We start from the raw sequence: 16,528 nt of genomic DNA on the forward strand, positions 1-16,528 counted from the left end.
ATCCGCGTCAAGAATGAAGAACAGGGAAATGCAGCGTAACTATCCTATGGGTTGTTTTTGAACTGTGTGGCAATGGTATTGCAAAAAAGCAATCCCATCCACCAAAGGAATGGAATTCCGTAATCCCCTTCTTGATGAAACTACGCTATACCATTGTCCAAGCTGCTGACCCTGTGCAGCTGGCCGGTCTTCGCCCATCCCATCCATTCCGGAGACCGGCCGCTTTTTTCACCTTAGCTCAACGCTCTATGCTGGCCAGAACGCCTGCCATTGCCATGGTGTCGCGTCCGCCTGTGGTGCCAATCTCTGCCAAAGTCTGATCGGCCGAGGTCACTTCGAGCCCCTTATTTTTAAGGGCCGCGCTTAATGCGTCGGGAGTCATATCCAAAAGTGCCGCGACTTCCGTGACCGATCCTTGCATCATAAGGTTGAGCGCGCCGAAGACCGCCGCGCGGCCCGTGGCCTCGCCCGAAGCATCAGATGTAGGGACCAGAAACAGCGAGGCAGCGCCGATGCTGGCAATGACCGAGACTGCAAAGGCCGCTTTTTTGAAGTAGACGGTCATCGGTCGCCAGTTCTTCCATAGGTGTAGTGCGAAAGGGGCAATCAGCACCATGCTCAGCCATTCGTGCATGCCGTGGAAACCGGCAGGGCCGACGTGAAAGAAGAGCGCGATACCCGAAATCAAACTGACCAGAAATAGGGTGGTGATCAGGGGTGTGGCATATCGCATGAAGATTGCGGTCATTGGGAAAAGGCTCCGTTCCATAAAGTGCTGACGACTGAGGTCGTAAAGTTTACGCGTTTCCTCGGTGATACGCCCGAGCAGCCTGTTTCCGCCGCGCTGCGGCGAAGATTTTTTCTGGCGGGCCTTAGGTGCGCCACTGCCCGCGTGATGTCTCGATCCGCAGGTCATTGCCAAGTCGCATGGTGCGGCGCAGGCGGCGGGACAGGTGATCTACAGCCAGCGTGATCCCGATGGTGACCAGCAGCAGTAGGACCACACGGTCCAGACGCAGTTCTTGCACGTTGCGCTGGACGTAGAACCCCAGCGTGGTGATGCCAAGGATGCCCATGATCGCGCTTTCGCGGATGATGATTTCCCAGCGATAGAGGCACAGCGCCCAGAACGAGCCCGACAGGCGCGGGAACAACTCCCACCCCCACAACGTCAGGCCGCGCGGGGCATCGTGGCGCAGGGTCAGGGTGCTGGCGTGGCGGCCCATGAGATGGGCGATGATGGCGCCGTTGTGCAGACCAAGTGCAAGGATCGCGGGCAGCATTGACGGGCCAAAGACCTGAAGCAGTACAAACGCCAGCATATATTCGGGCGTTGAACGCACCAGTACCAGCAGTCCATGACCCACCGCAGCGCCAATGCGCCCTGACACGCGCGGCACAATCATCGGGAAGGCTACCGCTGCCAGCAGGGCGGAAAGCGCAAGTGCGATCTGCGACAGGACCAGCGTATTGATGGCACCGGGCCAAGCTTGGCCAATCAGGACCTTATCCAGCCATGGCAGCATTGGCTGATCCAACCGGATCGGTGCGGGCACGATATCCTGGAAAAAGCGCAGCCATGCGCCGTCAGCCATCGGGGGCACCGGCTGTGCCGCCAGCAGGGCTGCGCCTGCCAGAATGAACAGCAAAGCCAGCCGCCAGCGCAGCCAGTAGCGCAGCGGCAGGATCAGGGCAAAGAACACCGCCAGCACGACGATGGCCTGATCATAGTGGGCTTGGCGGAAATAGGTCTCTAGTTGAAAGCCAAGGGTGGGCAGGCCGATGAACCCCAGCACTGCCGAAGACCGCATGCCACACTCCACGCGATATAGGGCGTAGGACCGCATCTGTGGCAGGCATTGGGGCAGATTTGCCCAAAGCAGACGAGTGATCTGACCTGTGGCGCGGGGAAGGGCGCGGCTGGGGGCGGGACTGGCCTCTTCCAGATATTCGGCAAAGACCTTGGCGAAGATGCCAGCATAAGGCAGGCCGATGGCCAGAATGCCCGTGGTGGGGCTTAGGCCGGTGATGTTCAGCAGCAAAAGCGCCCAGAAAAGCTCGTGCACCGCGCGGACCGAGACGCAGAGCCACCGGACGGGGGTGAACTGGTACAAAGGGGCCAAGAGCAGACCCGCGCCCGCCCCAAGGGCCACACCGCAAAGGGCAAAGGCGACAGTCAGAGCCGCAGCATAGGTCAGCGCGGGCAATGCGGGCAGGCTTGGGTGCATAAGGCCCCAACCGACTTGGCGCAAGGTCAGCCAAGGATCGGGGGCGGGGCCCGACAGATCGGCCCACAGAAACGCCAGCAGAGTCAGCGCGGCGAAGCCCGCCAGAACATGCCGCCGCTGTCGGCTCATGCGTAAAGGTCCATGATCGCGGCGCGGCTGACATCAGTGGCGGCTGCGTCCAACGCGATACGCCCGTCCTTCAGCCCGATGATCCGCGTGGCAAAGCGCAAGGCGTGGTCCACATCGTGCAGCGCCAGAATGCCTGTGTCGAACCTCTGCGCCAAAGCGTCCAGCAGATCGGCCCCTTGGGCGGGGTCCACGGCCGAGACAGGCTCGTCCCCCAGCACAACGCTGCCGCCGCGCAGCAAGGCGCGGGCCAATGCGACGCGCTGGCGTTGCCCGCCAGAAAGGTCTTGGACAGGCTTGCGATCCAGCGCTTCAAGGCCGACCGAATTCAGAACATCGCGCACCTCTGCCCGTTGGCTTGCGCTTGGCCAAATCAGGGTGCGCAAATTGGAAAAGGTCCCGAAGTCATCCAGCCGTCCCATCCACACATTGTGAAAGGCGCTGAGTTCCAGCACCTGACCATAGTCCTGCGGGATGTGGGCGACGCGCAAGGCGGCGCGGTCCATCTCGGTTTGCAGAGCGGACAAAAGCGTACTTTTGCCCGCGCCGCTGCGGCCCAGAAGGGCAATCCTGTCCCCTGCATGGATGCTGACCGACACACCGGTCAGCACCATCTGCCCGCCCCAACCTAATGAGCGGTCTTGCAAGGAGACAAGCGGCTGGCTCACTCGATGATGTCCAACGCGCGGGCGGTGTCTTCGATCGGCTGATAGAGAGCGTTGTCCGCCGCGATGAAGGCCGAGCGGGGGAAGCTGGCCAGCAGGTCCGCATCGGTCATTCCGATCAGGGCGTCCTGCACGCGCTCGGCAAAGCCTTCGCCAAAGCGGGCATCCACATCGCCGCGAATGGTCCAGTTGTAGTCGGGGTAGGCGGGGGTCTGCCAGATGATCTTGGCGGTCTCTGCCTCGGCCGCGCCTTCGGCGGCGGCGTTGTCATAGACCGTGTAGTTCAGCGCACCCACTTCATAGGCACCCGAGGCCACCAGACGCAGGGTTTGACCGTGGTCGCCCGAAAAACCGACGGCGCTGAACAGGTCTTCCGGTGCTTTGCCGGTTTCCTCGCGGATGTAGAATTCCGGCATCAACCGCCCCGATGTCGAGGTCTGCGCACCAAAGGTGAAAGACCGGCCCGCCAGATCGGGGAAGGTTTCGCTGGCGGTCAGGCCAGTTTCGGTGTTGGCGATGAAGTAGGTGACAAAGGTCTCGTCTTCCGCGCCTTGGGCGATGGCCTGACTTCCGGGCACTGCGATACGGGCCTGAACGCCGGACAGACCGCCGAACCAGCCCAGTTGGATCTGGTCGTTGCGGAAGGCGGTGACGGCGGCGGCGTAATCCTTGACGGGGATGTATTCCACATCAACACCAAGTGCCTCTTCTAGATAGTCGGCAACACGGCCGAAACGCTCGACCAGCTTGGTTTCGTCATCATCGGGGATGGCCGAGAAGTACAGGGTTTCGGCGTGGGCAGGGGCGGCCAGAACGGCCAGCGCAAGAATAAGGTGTTTCATCAATTAAACCTGTGTTCGGAGGGTTGCGCCGGAGGTAGCGGATGCATTCGCAGAATTCCAGTGGCGGATGGTGTCGAAAAATGACCCGATTTGATGCGGGATTGGTGACAATCTGATGAAATCAGGTGCATGCCCTGTTGGCTTTCCCGCGCGGTCTGGCTTTTATGCTGTGTGAGGCAGCAGGGCCGACTCTGGTCCTGTCCTCGGTGATCTCTGGTATGTGACCAGAGGCGGAAGGACGGAAAAGCACGTGGCTGTCAGTGCAAACCCTTTTTTGCCCGCTGCGCGATTTGCGCAGGCGCTGCGCATGTGTAACCCATTGCGTAGCTTCACAGTTCTTTATCAAGACAGCCGTATCGTCCCGATTGAACGGTTTTGAAGACAAGAGGATTTTATGGATATCCAGATCAAGGAAACCCGGCCCATTGATGGGCAAAAACCCGGCACCAGCGGTCTGCGGAAAAAGACCCGTACTTTCATGGAGCCGCATTTCCTTGAAAACTACGTGCAGGCGACTTTCGACGGCATCGGCGGGATCGCGGGCAAGACCCTGATCCTTGGCGGCGACGGGCGCTTTTTTAACGCTCAAGCGATCCAAGTGATCCTGCGTATGGCCTGCGCCAATGGCGCGGCGCGGATGGTGGTGGGCCAGAACGGTGTGCTTTCAACCCCTGCGGCCTCGAACCTGATCCGCCAGCGTGGCGCAGATGGCGGTCTGATCCTGTCGGCCAGCCATAACCCCGGCGGCATCGATGCGGACTTTGGGTTGAAGTACAACGGCCCCAATGGCGGCCCCGCCTCGGAAGGGGTGACCGACAAGATTTTCGAGCGCACCAAGTCCATCGATAGCTATAAGATCGTCGAGACTCAGGACGCCGATTTAAGCACATTGGGTGAAAGCAAGATGGGCGATATGGTGATCGAGATTGTCGATCCCGTCACCGATTACGCCGCCTTGATGGAGACGCTGATCGACTTTGACGCGATCCGGAAAATGATCGCAGGCGGTTTCCGTATCCGGTTCGATGCGATGCACGCTGTGACGGGCCCCTATGCCAAGGAAATCCTTGAAAACCGTCTGGGCGCGCCCGAGGGCAGCGTTGTGAATGGCGTCCCGTCCGAAGATTTTGGCGGTGGTCATCCCGATCCGAACCCGATCTGGGCCAAGGAACTGATGGACGTGATGTATGGCGACAATGCGCCTGACTTTGGTGCGGCCTCGGACGGGGATGGCGACCGGAACATGATCGTGGGTCCCAACAGCTATGTGACTCCGTCGGATAGTCTGGCGTTGCTGGCCTCCAAGGCCCATCTGGCCCCCGGGTATTCCAAGGGTCTGGCAGGCGTTGCCCGATCCATGCCGACCTCTGGCGCGGTTGATCTGGTGGCCAAGGCGCAGGGGATCGAGTGCTTTGAAACCCCCACCGGCTGGAAGTTCTTTGGCAACCTGCTGGACGCAGGCCGCGTGACCCTGTGTGGTGAGGAAAGCGCCGGTACCGGCTCGGACCATGTGCGGGAAAAGGACGGCCTTTGGGCGGTGCTGCTGTGGCTGAACATCCTTGCGGCCAGCGGCAAATCCGTGGCCGACTTGATGGGCGAAATGTGGGGTGAGTTCGGTCGCTGCTACTATTCGCGCCATGACTATGAGGATGTGGATGCCGCCGCCGCCAACGGCTTAATGGACGCTCTGCGCGGCCAACTGGATGATCTGAAAGGTCAAAGCTTTGGCCCGCTGACGGTCCAGATGGCGGATGAGTTTGCCTATGACGATCCGATTGATGGCTCGCATTCGGCGCGTCAGGGTCTGCGCATCCTGTTTGAAGGGGGCAGCCGCATTGTGTTCCGTCTTTCGGGCACAGGCACCGTTGGCGCGACCATCCGTGTCTATCTTGAGCGGCTTGAGACCGATCCCGCGTTGCTGACCTTGGAACCGGCCGCGGCGCTGGCGGATATCATCGCCGCTGCGGATCAGATTGCCGGGCTGAAACAGCGCACAGGCCGTGATGGCCCCGATGTAATCACCTGACCCAGATTGCTTTTCAGTGACCCTAAAGGCCGGTGCCATGCGCCGGCCTTTTCTTGTTCCAAGGGCTGCAATCGGGGCGGGAAAATACTGGACAGGGGCTGTTTATTGGGCAAAACATCCGATGTTAGCGCCTAAACTGGACCAGATACCATGAACCGCACCGTTAGCTTTGATGATCTTGTGACCGAGGCAAAAGCCCTGCTGGCACAGGAGGGCCGTCGATTTATGGCGCTGGCGGGTGCTCCGGGGTCGGGCAAAAGCACGACGGTCGAACATCTGGCCGAGGCGCTTGCGGCGGAGTATCCCGGTCAGGTCGCGATCCTGCCGATGGACGGGTTCCATTACGATGACGGGGTGCTGCACCAGATGGGCCGCCGCCCGTGGAAAGGCGCACCGGATACCTTTGACGTGGGCGGTTTGCGGATGACCCTGAACCGTCTGGCCGATCCCGCCGAGGGCGCCGTGGCCGTGCCGGTCTTTGACCGCGATTTGGAGATTTCGCGCGGCTCTGCGCGGATCATCCCTGCCGGGGTCAAACTGATCTTGGTCGAAGGAAACTACATCCTGCTGGATCAGGCCCCTTGGGATGGGCTGCGCCCCTGCTTTGACACCACGGTCCTGATTGATGTGCCCGAGGATGAACTGCGCCGTCGCTTGCGCGCGCGCTGGGTGCATTTCGGTCTCAACGAAGAAGAGATCGCCCACAAACTGGATGGGAACGACCTTCCGAATGGTCACGTGGTGATGCAGCACAGCCGTGCCGATTTGACGTATCAGCAAGAGTAGGCTGCCGCGCGTTTTCGTCTCTTGACGAAATCCACAACTTGGGAAATTAGGCAGCAGTTCCAACAGCCTGAGAGTCGACAACAGGATCCGCAAATCCGCTAGACCGTTCCGATGGTCTGAAACGTTTCGTTGTCGCTCCGGCTTTTCCTGACATTGCTAGAACCCATGATGCACCATGACACCTCTTCGGGGGATCTGAACGCAGATCGCCGTCTGTCTTATGCCGAGGCCATGTTGGCTGGCGGCGATCCTGTTGCTGCGGCTGAAATCATGGCCGATGCGATGCTGCTGGCCCCCGATTGGGTGGCCGGTTGGGTCCGCTATGGCGAAATGGCCGAGGCCGCTGGCCTGCATGAGGCCGCCCGCGCAGCCTATGAGGCGGCTCTGGGACGTGATCCGGCGGACCGTTTCGGGGCCAGCCTGCATCTGATGTATCTGACTGACTGCCCTGTCACCGACACAGCGCCCGCAGCCCATATGCAGGCGTTGTTTGATCAGTACGCCCCGCGGTTCGAAGCCTCTCTGGTGGATGCGCTGGGGTATTGCGCGCCGACCCTGTTGGCGGCTTATCTGGAAGGGCATTTGGGCCGCGCGCTGGATCTGGGCTGTGGCACCGGCTTGATGGGTGGGGCGATCAAAGGGCGTTTTGATCATCTGACGGGCTATGACATCTCGACTGGTATGCTAGAGCAGGCCCGCCGCAAGGGCATCTACGATATGCTTGAACAGCATGACCTGAACGCACTGCCCGCTGTTGTGCCCCAGTATGATCTGGTGGTGACGGCGGATGTGCTGATCTACTTCGGCGCGCTAGAGCAGATCATCGAATGGTCAGCCTCGGCGCTGGTGTCCGGTGGCCGCTTGGCGTTGACGGTGGAAAAGACCACAGGCCGCGATTTCCGCCTTCAAAAAAGCCGCCGCTTCGCCCATTCCGAGGACTACATCCGGCGGCTTTTGTCTGTTGCGGGCTTGAATGCGCTGCGGCTGGAACACACCAGTTACCGCAAGGAACAGGGCGCTGATGTGCCGACCATGCTGGTGATCGCACAAAAGCCCTGATCCTAGTGAGGCGGGCCGTTAGATCGAGCCCGCTTCGACCATGTAGCTGTTGGCGGTACACATCTTGGCATCGTCCGAAGCCAGAAAGATCACCATCCGCGCTACATATACCGGATCAATCAGATCAGGCAGACACTGGCGGTTGCGGTGCTTGGTGATGCTTTCCTCGGTGACCCACAGCTCTTTCTGGCGCTCGGTCATGATCCAGCCGGGGATGACGGCGTTCACGCGAATGCGGTGGTCGCCAAGGTCGCGGGCCATAGTGCGGGTCAGGCCCTGAACAGCAGATTTCGCGGTGGTGTAGGCGGGCATATTGCCGGACGCTTCGAACCAGCTGTTCGAGCCCATGTTGATGATCGCGCCCGCGCCTTTCTCGATCATGTCGGGGGCGACAGCCTGAATGGCAAAGAACATGTGGCGGATGTTGGTGGCCATACGCTCGTCCCAGTATTCGGGGGTCACTTCGCGCCAGTCGTGGCGGTCGTCGCGTGCGGCGTTGTTCACCAGCACATCCGCGCCGCCGATGCGGTCGCGCAATTTGCCGATGGCGGCCTGCATGGCTGCAATATCGCGCAGATCGCAGATTTCATAGGTGACGTTCTCATGGGCATCGGCCAGCGCCTTGGCGTTCACCTCATCCAGATCCAGAAAGCCGACATTGGCCCCTTGGGCGGCAAAGCCTTTGACGATCTCGGCCCCGATGCCCGAGGCACCGCCGCTAATGACCACGGTTTTGCCCTTCAGGCTGGGGTAGATTGCGAATTGATCCGACATGGTTGGTCCTCCCTCAAGGCTATAGTGCTAGCGCTATCACTGCTGTCCTACAACCTGCGTAGCAAAAAGGGCAGGCACCACGCCTGCCCTTTTCCGCGATGCGGGACGCCTTACTCTTCGGGGAAGTGGCAGGCGGTTTGATGACCCTCTCCGACCAGCTCGGGGCGGGTGTGGCGGCAGACATCCTGAGCCTTCCAGCAGCGGGGCGCGAAGGGGCAGCCATCCGGCACGTTCAGGGGCGAGGGCAATTCGCCCTGCAACTTGATCCGTTCGCGGCGCAGATGGGGCTCGGTGGTGGGTGTCGCGGACAGCAGCGCCTTGGTGTAAGGGTGCTGCGGCGTGTTGAACACCTGATCGCGGCTGCCGAATTCTACGGGGCGGCCAAGGTACATGACGATCAGATCGTCTGCCACATGGCGCACCACCGACAGATCGTGGCTGATGAAGAGATAAGCCAGATTCAGCCGCTCTTGCAGGTCCATCAGCAAGTTCAGAACCTGCGATTGGATCGACAGGTCCAAGGCCGAGACAGGCTCGTCCAGAACCAGTAGCTTCGGCTCTAGCATCAAAGCCCGCGCAATCGCGATCCGCTGGCGTTGCCCGCCAGAGAACATATGCGGAAAGCGGTCGTAATGCTCGGGCCGCAGGCCGACCAGCTGCATCATCTCGCGCGCCTTGGCGGTGCGCTCGGCGGCGCTCATCTGGGGGCGGTTGATGATCAGCGGTTCCTCAAGGATCGCACCGACCCGCTGGCGCAGGTTGAGCGATCCGTAAGGGTCCTGAAACACGATTTGCACCGTGTCGCGCAGGCTGTCCCAATTGTCGGGCGTGGCGGCTTTGCCATCCAGCGTCAAAGCGCCGCCGGTGGGCTCTTCGATCAGGGTGACAAGACGGGCCAGCGTGGACTTGCCACAGCCGGATTCCCCCACCACAGCCAGCGTTTTACCCGGCTGGATCGAGAAACTGGCCTCGGCCAAAGCCCGCACGGTGTTGGGTTTGGAAAACAGCCCGCCGCCCACAAGATAGTGGCGCGACAGGTTTTCGGCGGTCACAACGGGGGCGGTCATCGGGCGGTCTCCTTCACGGGGGCGCCAAGGGGATAGTGGCAGCGCGCCAGACCCAATTCGGGGCCTTGGACGGGCGGTTTCACGCCGCGACAGGTGTCGTCGGCATATTGGCAACGGGGCGAGAAAAGGCACCCTGCGGGCCGGTCGAACTGCCCCGGCACCACACCCGGAATGGTGGGCAGACGTTTCGTCGTGGCCCGCTCTGGCAGCGCCGCCAAGAGCGCGGTGGTATAGGGATGGTGAGGTTCGGTGAACAGGGTTTGCACGGGCTGTTCTTCGACCTTTTGACCGGCATATTGAACCTGCACCCTTTGAGCGGTTTCCGCGACCACACCCATGTCATGGGTGATCAGGATCAGACCCATGCCGGTTTCCTTTTGCAGGTCCGTCAGCAGGTCCAGAATTTGCGCCTGAATGGTCACGTCCAGCGCGGTTGTCGGCTCGTCCGCGATCAGAAGACGCGGCTTGCAAGCTAGAGCCATTGCGATCATCACGCGCTGGCTCATGCCGCCCGACAGCTGGAACGAGAAGGCGTTCAGCCGCCGTTCGGGGTCAGGGATACCGACCAGATCCAGCAGTTCAATCGCCCGCTGGTGTCGCTGCGCTTTGCTCAGATCAAGGTGCTGTTTCAGCGCCTCTTTGATCTGGAAGCCCACGGTAAAGCAGGGGTTCAAGGACGACATGGGTTCCTGAAAGATCATCGACATATCGCGGCCGATGACCTTGCGCCGCTGTTTTGCCGTCAGGTCGCGAAGGTCGCGGCCATCAAAGCTCATTTCGTCGGCGGTGATGGTCGCTGTCCACGGCAAGAGGCCCATCATGGCCAGCATCGACACGGATTTGCCCGAGCCGGACTCGCCCACGATGGCCAGAACGTCGCCTTCGTCCACGGTGATATCGACCCCGTCCACAGCGCGGAAGGCGCCGCCAGCAGTGGCGAAATCGACAGAGAGGTTTCGGATGCGTAGCAGGCTCATGGCATCAGCTCCGCTTGAGTTTGGGATCGAGGGCATCACGCAGCCCGTCACCCATCAGGTTGATCGAAAGCACGGTGATCAGGATCGCCAGACCCGGGAAGGTCACGACCCACCACGCGCGCAGGATGAATTCGCGGGCCTCGGCCAGCATGGTGCCCCATTCCGGTGTTGGCGGCTGCGCACCCATACCCAGAAAGCCAAGGGCGGCCACATCAAGGATCGCGTTCGAGAACGACAGCGCCGCTTGCACGATGATCGGTGCCAGACAGTTGGGCAGCACGGTTTTGAACATCAGGCGGGTTAACTTGGCCCCCGCGACCTTGCTGGCGATCACATAGTCCTTGGACCGTTCCGTCATCACCGCCGCGCGGGTCAGACGCACGTAGTGAGGTTGCAGAACGATGGCGATCGCGATCATCGCGTTCAAAAGGCTTGGCCCCAAAATGGCGACCAGCACAAGCGCCAGCAGCAATGAGGGGAACGACAGCACGATGTCCATGATGCGCATGATGATCGTGTCCAGCCATTTGGGCGCGAAACCGGCCACAAGGCCGATGACGATGCCGCCAAAGCTGGCGATCACCACAACGACGACGCCGACAAAGAACGAATAGCGCGCGCCGTGCAGCAAGCGGGACAGGATATCGCGGCCTAAGGGATCGGTTCCCAGCAGGTATTCAAGGCTGCCGCCTTCCTGCCAGAAAGGCGGTTGCAGGGTGGCGCTGCGGTTCTGGACGGTCGGGTCATGGGGCGCGATGAAATCGGCACCCAAGGCCAAAATGACAAAGAACGCAAAGACATAAAGGCCGATAACGGCGCCGCGGTTCTCGCTGAAGTACTGCCAGAACTCGGCCAGACGGCTGGGGCGGGTGGGCGTGGTGGTATCGGCCATCTCAGCGCTTCCGGATTTTGGGGTTGATAAGGCCGTAGAGCAGGTCCACGACAAGGTTCACCAGCATGACGGCGACGGCGACCAGCAACAGGCCGCCCTGGACGACGGGGTAGTCGCGGCGGAAGATGCTATCGACCATCCATTTGCCGATGCCGGGCCAGCTGAAGATCGTCTCGGTCAGGATTGCGCCTGCCAGCAGGGTGCCGACCGAAAGGCCGATCACGGTGATCACAGGGATCATGGCGTTGCGCAGGGCGTGCAGACCGTTGACGCGCAGGGGCGACAGGCCCTTGGCGCGGGCGGTGCGGATGTAATCCTCGGACAGGACCTCCAGCATGGCGGAACGGGTCTGACGGGCGATAACCGCCAGCGGGATCGTGGCTAGCACGATGGACGGCAGAACCAGATGATGCACGGCCGAGGCGAACGCGCCCTTCTGGCCCGACAGCAGACTGTCGATCAGCATAAAGCCGGTCACGTTGTCGAAGAAGAACATCAGACTGATGCGGCCCGACACCGGCGTCCAGCCAAGGTTGCCGGAAAAGACGATGATCAGCAGTAGCGCCCACCAGAAAATCGGCATCGAATAGCCGATCAGGGCGGTGGACATCAGAGCGCGGTCAAAGAACTTGCCCCTGTTCACAGCGGCGATGACGCCTGCGGGAATGCCAAGAGCGATGGCGATGATGATCGCGCAGATCGACAGCTCTAGCGTGGCGGGGAAGAGGGCGAAGAACTCGTCCCAGACGGGTTTCTTGGTCACATAGCTGGTGCCAAGATCCCCTTGCAGCACGCCGGTCAGATAGTTCCAGAACTGCACATGGATCGGCTGGTCAAAGCCGAACTGGTGCATCAGTTCCTGATAGCGTTCGGGGGTCACGCCCCGTTCTCCGGCCATCACGATGATCGGGTCACCGGGCAGCACGCGGATGAACGCGAATGAGATGATTGTGACGCCGATGAAGGTCGGCACAAAGGTCCATAATTTGGAAAGAAGATAGCGCAGCATTTATGGCGCCTCATATTTGGCTCGGGACGCATGAAGGCGTCCTTGGCAGGGTCTGTGGAAACAGGAAAGGCGGGGCCGGAAAGACCGGCCACCGCCCTGAGGTCAGATCAGCGCAGATTTACTGGGCCAGGCTGACTTCGGTGAAGATGTGCGATCCCAGCGGGTGTACCACGTAGCCTTCCACTTCGGGACGCATGGGCATGAACACGACCGAGTGCGCGATGGTCGCCCAAGGCGCCTGCTCTTTGAAGATGACCTGAGCTTCTTCATACAGCTTGGTGCGCTCGGCCTGATCTGTCACGCTCTTGGCCTTCTGGACAACGTCGTTGAAGGGCTCATGGCACCACTGGGCGCGGTTCGAGCCGCCGACACCGTCACACCCCAGCAGAACCGCAAGGAAGTTGTCCGGATCACCGTTGTCACCGGTCCAACCCAGCAGAACGGCACCGTCACGGTCCAGATCCTTCGAGCGGTCCAGATACTCGCCCCACTCATAGCTGACGATCTCGACGTTCACGCCAATCTTGGCAAAGTCTTCCTGCATCAACTCGGCCATGCGGCGGGCGTTGGGGTTGTAGGGACGCTGTACGGGCATCGCCCAGATTTTCATGGACAGATCCGAAACGCCTGCGTCGGCCAGCGCCTGCTTGGCGGCTTCGGGATCATATGCGTCGTCCTGAACGGCTTCGTTGTAGGACCACATGGTCGGCGGGATCGGGTTCTTTGCGATCTGGCCCGAGCCTTGGAAGACCACATCAATGATCGCCTGCTTGTCGATGGCCATGTTCAGGGCCTTGCGGACCTCGGGCTTGTCAAAGGGCGCGACCTTGGTGTTGTAGGCCAGATAGCCCACGTTCAGGCCTTCCTGCTCCATCATCTTCACGCCTTCTGCGGACTTCATGTCTGCGATGTCGGCGGGGTTCGGATAGGGCATGACGTGGCATTCGCCTGCCTGCAGCTTCTGGTAGCGGACCGATGCATCGGGGGTGATGGCAAAGATCAGGTTGTCCAGTTTGGGCAGACCCTCACGGAAGTAGGAGGGGTTCTTGGCGTAGCGGATGACCGCGTCTTTCTGGTAGGCTACGAACTGGAACGGGCCGGTGCCGACAGGCTGCTGGTTCAGCATTTCGGGTGTGCCGGCGGCCAGCATCGCGTCTGCGTATTCCTTGGAAACAACCGAGGCGAATTCCATCGCGAGGTTCGCGATAAAGGGTGCTTCGGGGCGGTTCAGGACGAATTTGACGGTCATATCGTCGACCTTTTCGATCGTCTTGATCAGGTCACCCATCGACATGCCGTTGAAGTATTCCCATGTGCCGCCCGAGACGGTGTAGTAGGGGTTATCTTCCTTCATCTGACGCTCGAACGTGAAGATCACGTCGTCTGCGTTGAAATCGCGGCTGGGGGTGAAATACGAGGTTTCGTGGAACTTCACACCGGGGCGCAGGTGGAAGGTGTATTCCAGACCATCAGCCGAGGATTCATAGCTTTCGGCCAGCGCGGGCACGGTTTCGGTGGTGCCGGTCTTGAATTCGACCAGACGCGAATAAACGGTCTGACCCGAGGCGTCGAACGTGGTGCCCGAGGTGTACAGCGCCGGGTCAAAACCTTCGGGCGAGCCTTCGGAGCAATAAACCAGAGTTTGCTGTGCGGCGGCGGCACCGGCCATCACACATAGCAGACCAGTGGTGGTCAGGAAGTTACGGATTTTCATTCAAATCTCCCGTGTTGGATTCGACAGCGCACGGCCAGCCCTTTTGTATGAATATGGCAGGGTCTTGGTCGGATCGTTTGCCCCTTCGGCGCGCTGGTCTGAGTTGTTGCGGGTCGTACAAAAGACCCGTGGCGCGATGTTTGATCATATGATCAAAAAAGGCAACATGTTCCGGTTGCCTTAACCTAGACAAAACGAATGTCCTGCCGTTACGTCACTTGTTGGATTAAAAATGCATCTTTGAGTTGGAATATTTGGGCGGGTGTGCCGCCGTAGTTTGCGGGGGCGTAAAAACGCGAACCGCGCCCTGACTGACAGAGCGCGGCGAAAACTGTCGGTATGGGTGATTTACTGACGGGCGAGGTAGGCTTGAATCTGTGCCAGCATCTCGGGCGAGGCATTGGAAAGATCGGGCCCCTTTGGTGCTGCTTTCACTTTGCGCAATTGGAAGCGTTCTACCATCTCGCGGACCGTGCCGGTGCCAGCTTCCATCCGCTCGGCTGCCGAGGCCAGTTCTTCCACTTGGTTCGAGTTCGACAGGGTCGATTTCGACAGTTCGGTCAAAGCGATGTTGACCTGAGCGGTGCTGCGGGACTGCTCTTCGCTGCTGGCGGCGATGCGCTTGGTCTCGGCGCCGATCTCATTGACGTTTTCCGAGATGCTCTCGAAGGATTCGCGGGTTTGCTGCGCCAGTTCGCTGCCCAGTTGCACGCGGGTGGCCGAGTCTTCGATCATCTGCGAGGTCTCTCGCGCAGCTTTCGCCGAACGTCCCGCAAGGTTGCGCACCTCTTGGGCCACCACTGCAAAGCCGCGACCGTGGTTGCCTGCGCGAGCAGCCTCGACGGCGGCGTTCAGCGCCAGCAGGTTGGTCTGGAAGGCGATGTCATCGATGGTCTTGATGATCCGGCTGATATCGTCGGATGACCGCTTGATATCATCCATGGCGCTGACCATTTCCACGATCCGCTCTTGGCCAAGGCTGATGCTGGCCAGCGCCGCATCCACACGCTTGGATGAGCCGCGCGTTGCAGTGGCATTCGCCTGCACCATGCTGTCGGTCTCTTCCACGGTGGCCGAGATTTCCTCAACTGCGGTGGATTGGGCTTGGGCGTTTCCGTGCAGGGTATTGGCGCTGCGGGTCACTTCGCTGATGTCAGAGTTGATCTCTGCCACCTGAGTCTGGATTTCGTGGATAGTGCCATTCAGGGATTCGAACGCCTGTCCGAAATCGTCGATGATCTTCTTGTAGGCGCCGGTGTAGTGGCTGCTATCCACGTCAGCGGACAGGTCACCACGCACGATCGCGGCGGCCAGATCGGCAATCTCTTCTGTAACGCCGATAAAGGCCGTCTGGACCGAGGCCATAGCTTCACTGACTGCTTTGTCATCCCCTTCAAAGGTGGGGAAGCTGCCGTGGAAATTGCCATCGGCAAAGGCCCGAACCGCTGTCAGAATCGTGTCTTTTACGTCGATATGGTAGCTGGCCATATCGTTGATCCGCGCACCAAGGCGTTCAAACTCGGGGTCCAGTCCAGAGGTATCTATCCGCGCTTTGGTCATCCCTTTAAGATGCTCGTTCGCGACGTCTTCGACCGAACCCAGAAGCTGGGCGGTCTGGCGCTGTGCATGTTTCAGGTCGGTCTGGTCGCGCCATTCCACGAAGACTTCGACCAGTTCTTTGTTTTCGTCCAGCACGGGCGAGGCCAGAAAGGCCAGCTCGCGCCCGCCGATGCGGAAGGCACCGTTCAGGGGCTCGCGCAGGTGCATCATCATCTTTTGCTGCCGCGCGGGGTTCTTGTGGAACACGTCCATCGGCTGGCCAATGATGTTGCTGATGTCAAACTTGGGTAGGTCTTTGCGCAAGTCGCCTTCGATCTGGCGGAACATCTGGATCGCGGCCCTGTTCACATAGCGAATGATCAGTTCCTTGTCGGCAATCATCACAGGGTTAGACAGGTAATTCAGGGCGCGGCGCACGTTGGGGCGGTCGTTGGTCGCCATGAAGCTAACGCTTTGAGGGGTCTGATCGCCATTCATAGGTGAAATCCATGATATCTTGTGTCGGGTTAGTAAAAAGAACGGCACATTCGCTGAAAAAATTGAGGCATCTTAAGGATAGATTTGGGACCCATCCTTTCGGCTTGCCTATTCGGGTGGGTGGAAGTTTTTGGATAAGTCCTTGAAAGGTTTTTGATAAATGCACCTTTTGGCGGATTTTTCAGCGGCGTTTCTAGAGTGTCATGGCTTGGGGCAAGGCGCTGGAAACATGACGGGCTGCGATTGACACGGGTCTTGCTCTGGCGAAGATTGCGCACTGGGATCAGAGGGTTTTGGTGCTGGTGGAGGGCATCGCGGCACGGGTT

The 16,528-nt window shown here is 60.1% G+C and carries 14 protein-coding genes; 3 read left to right on the top strand and 11 right to left on the bottom strand.

The window, feature by feature from the left end; genetic code table 11:
* Positions 1-238: 238 nt before the first annotated feature.
* From CLV74_RS10970 to CLV74_RS10985, 4 genes are all read right to left on the bottom strand, one after another.
* Positions 239-748 (bottom strand): DUF4405 domain-containing protein, encoded by a 510-nt coding sequence (locus CLV74_RS10970; RefSeq protein WP_106264573.1) that lies wholly within the window; start codon positions 746-748, stop codon positions 239-241.
* Positions 749-872: 124 nt separating this feature from the next.
* The gene (locus tag CLV74_RS10975; RefSeq protein WP_106264575.1) at positions 873-2,357 is read right to left on the bottom strand and encodes a PhnE/PtxC family ABC transporter permease; all 1,485 of its coding nucleotides are present in this window, start codon (positions 2,355-2,357) and stop codon (positions 873-875) included.
* Positions 2,354-3,022 carry an ATP-binding cassette domain-containing protein gene (locus CLV74_RS10980; protein WP_245888524.1) on the bottom strand — a complete coding sequence of 223 codons (669 nt, stop codon included), beginning with the start codon at positions 3,020-3,022 and terminating at the stop codon, positions 2,354-2,356. The genes CLV74_RS10975 and CLV74_RS10980 overlap by 4 nt, the downstream gene beginning before the upstream one ends.
* Entirely contained in the window at positions 3,019-3,861 is an 843-nt protein-coding gene (locus tag CLV74_RS10985; RefSeq protein ID WP_106264579.1) for a putative selenate ABC transporter substrate-binding protein, read from the bottom strand. Before CLV74_RS10985 ends, CLV74_RS10980 begins: the two co-directional genes overlap by 4 nt.
* A 394-nt stretch (positions 3,862-4,255) precedes the next feature.
* Between CLV74_RS10985 and CLV74_RS10990 the strand changes: the two genes are divergently transcribed.
* The 3 genes from CLV74_RS10990 (at position 4,256) to CLV74_RS11000 (ending at position 7,732) form a co-directional block, all read left to right on the top strand.
* The gene (locus tag CLV74_RS10990; RefSeq protein WP_106264581.1) at positions 4,256-5,887 is read left to right on the top strand and encodes an alpha-D-glucose phosphate-specific phosphoglucomutase; all 1,632 of its coding nucleotides are present in this window, start codon (positions 4,256-4,258) and stop codon (positions 5,885-5,887) included.
* Between the two features lie 150 nt (positions 5,888-6,037).
* Positions 6,038-6,673 (top strand): nucleoside/nucleotide kinase family protein, encoded by a 636-nt coding sequence (locus tag CLV74_RS10995; protein WP_106264584.1) that lies wholly within the window; start codon positions 6,038-6,040, stop codon positions 6,671-6,673.
* 129 nt (positions 6,674-6,802) lie between these two features.
* The gene (locus CLV74_RS11000; protein ID WP_146134938.1) at positions 6,803-7,732 is read left to right on the top strand and encodes a class I SAM-dependent DNA methyltransferase; all 930 of its coding nucleotides are present in this window, start codon (positions 6,803-6,805) and stop codon (positions 7,730-7,732) included.
* Positions 7,733-7,750: 18 nt separating this feature from the next.
* Here CLV74_RS11000 and CLV74_RS11005 read toward each other — a convergent pair whose 3' ends face one another.
* From CLV74_RS11005 to CLV74_RS11035, 7 genes are all read right to left on the bottom strand, one after another.
* On the bottom strand, positions 7,751-8,506 hold the full coding sequence (locus CLV74_RS11005; protein WP_106264588.1) for an SDR family NAD(P)-dependent oxidoreductase: 756 nt from the start codon (positions 8,504-8,506) through the stop codon (positions 7,751-7,753).
* A 110-nt stretch (positions 8,507-8,616) separates the two neighbouring features.
* A complete protein-coding gene (locus tag CLV74_RS11010) occupies positions 8,617-9,573 on the bottom strand; it encodes an ABC transporter ATP-binding protein (protein WP_106264590.1) in 957 nt (318 codons plus the stop codon).
* The gene (locus tag CLV74_RS11015) at positions 9,570-10,550 is read right to left on the bottom strand and encodes an ABC transporter ATP-binding protein (protein ID WP_106264592.1); all 981 of its coding nucleotides are present in this window, start codon (positions 10,548-10,550) and stop codon (positions 9,570-9,572) included. Before CLV74_RS11015 ends, CLV74_RS11010 begins: the two co-directional genes overlap by 4 nt.
* A 4-nt stretch (positions 10,551-10,554) precedes the next feature.
* Positions 10,555-11,442 carry an ABC transporter permease subunit gene (locus tag CLV74_RS11020; RefSeq protein ID WP_106264594.1) on the bottom strand — a complete coding sequence of 296 codons (888 nt, stop codon included), beginning with the start codon at positions 11,440-11,442 and terminating at the stop codon, positions 10,555-10,557.
* Position 11,443: 1 nt separating this feature from the next.
* Positions 11,444-12,451 carry an ABC transporter permease subunit gene (locus tag CLV74_RS11025; protein WP_106264596.1) on the bottom strand — a complete coding sequence of 336 codons (1,008 nt, stop codon included), beginning with the start codon at positions 12,449-12,451 and terminating at the stop codon, positions 11,444-11,446.
* Between the two features lie 118 nt (positions 12,452-12,569).
* A complete protein-coding gene (locus tag CLV74_RS11030) occupies positions 12,570-14,165 on the bottom strand; it encodes an ABC transporter substrate-binding protein (protein WP_211299032.1) in 1,596 nt (531 codons plus the stop codon).
* Between the two features lie 348 nt (positions 14,166-14,513).
* Complete coding sequence (locus CLV74_RS11035; protein WP_106264598.1) at positions 14,514-16,202, bottom strand: methyl-accepting chemotaxis protein; 1,689 nt, start codon at positions 16,200-16,202, stop codon at positions 14,514-14,516.
* Positions 16,203-16,528: the final 326 nt, after the last annotated feature.

Source organism: Donghicola tyrosinivorans, assembly GCF_003003355.1.
In the GTDB taxonomy this organism is placed as follows: Bacteria; Pseudomonadota; Alphaproteobacteria; order Rhodobacterales; family Rhodobacteraceae; genus Donghicola; species Donghicola tyrosinivorans.

Excerpts from the sequence above, each read along its gene's own strand:
- CLV74_RS11015 (WP_106264592.1), bottom strand. The coding sequence starts at position 10,550 with ATGAGCCTGCTACGCATCCGAAACCTCTCTGTCGATTTCGCCACTGCT.
- CLV74_RS10985 (WP_106264579.1), bottom strand. The coding sequence starts at position 3,861 with ATGAAACACCTTATTCTTGCGCTGGCCGTTCTGGCCGCCCCTGCCCAC.
- CLV74_RS10975 (WP_106264575.1), bottom strand. The coding sequence starts at position 2,357 with ATGAGCCGACAGCGGCGGCATGTTCTGGCGGGCTTCGCCGCGCTGACT.
- CLV74_RS11005 (WP_106264588.1), bottom strand. The coding sequence starts at position 8,506 with ATGTCGGATCAATTCGCAATCTACCCCAGCCTGAAGGGCAAAACCGTG.
- CLV74_RS10990 (WP_106264581.1), top strand. The coding sequence starts at position 4,256 with ATGGATATCCAGATCAAGGAAACCCGGCCCATTGATGGGCAAAAACCC.
- CLV74_RS11020 (WP_106264594.1), bottom strand. The coding sequence starts at position 11,442 with ATGGCCGATACCACCACGCCCACCCGCCCCAGCCGTCTGGCCGAGTTC.
- CLV74_RS11035 (WP_106264598.1), bottom strand. The coding sequence starts at position 16,202 with ATGAATGGCGATCAGACCCCTCAAAGCGTTAGCTTCATGGCGACCAAC.
- CLV74_RS10995 (WP_106264584.1), top strand. The coding sequence starts at position 6,038 with ATGAACCGCACCGTTAGCTTTGATGATCTTGTGACCGAGGCAAAAGCC.
- CLV74_RS10970 (WP_106264573.1), bottom strand. The coding sequence starts at position 748 with ATGACCGCAATCTTCATGCGATATGCCACACCCCTGATCACCACCCTA.
- CLV74_RS11030 (WP_211299032.1), bottom strand. The coding sequence starts at position 14,165 with ATGAAAATCCGTAACTTCCTGACCACCACTGGTCTGCTATGTGTGATG.
- CLV74_RS11025 (WP_106264596.1), bottom strand. The coding sequence starts at position 12,451 with ATGCTGCGCTATCTTCTTTCCAAATTATGGACCTTTGTGCCGACCTTC.
- CLV74_RS11010 (WP_106264590.1), bottom strand. The coding sequence starts at position 9,573 with ATGACCGCCCCCGTTGTGACCGCCGAAAACCTGTCGCGCCACTATCTT.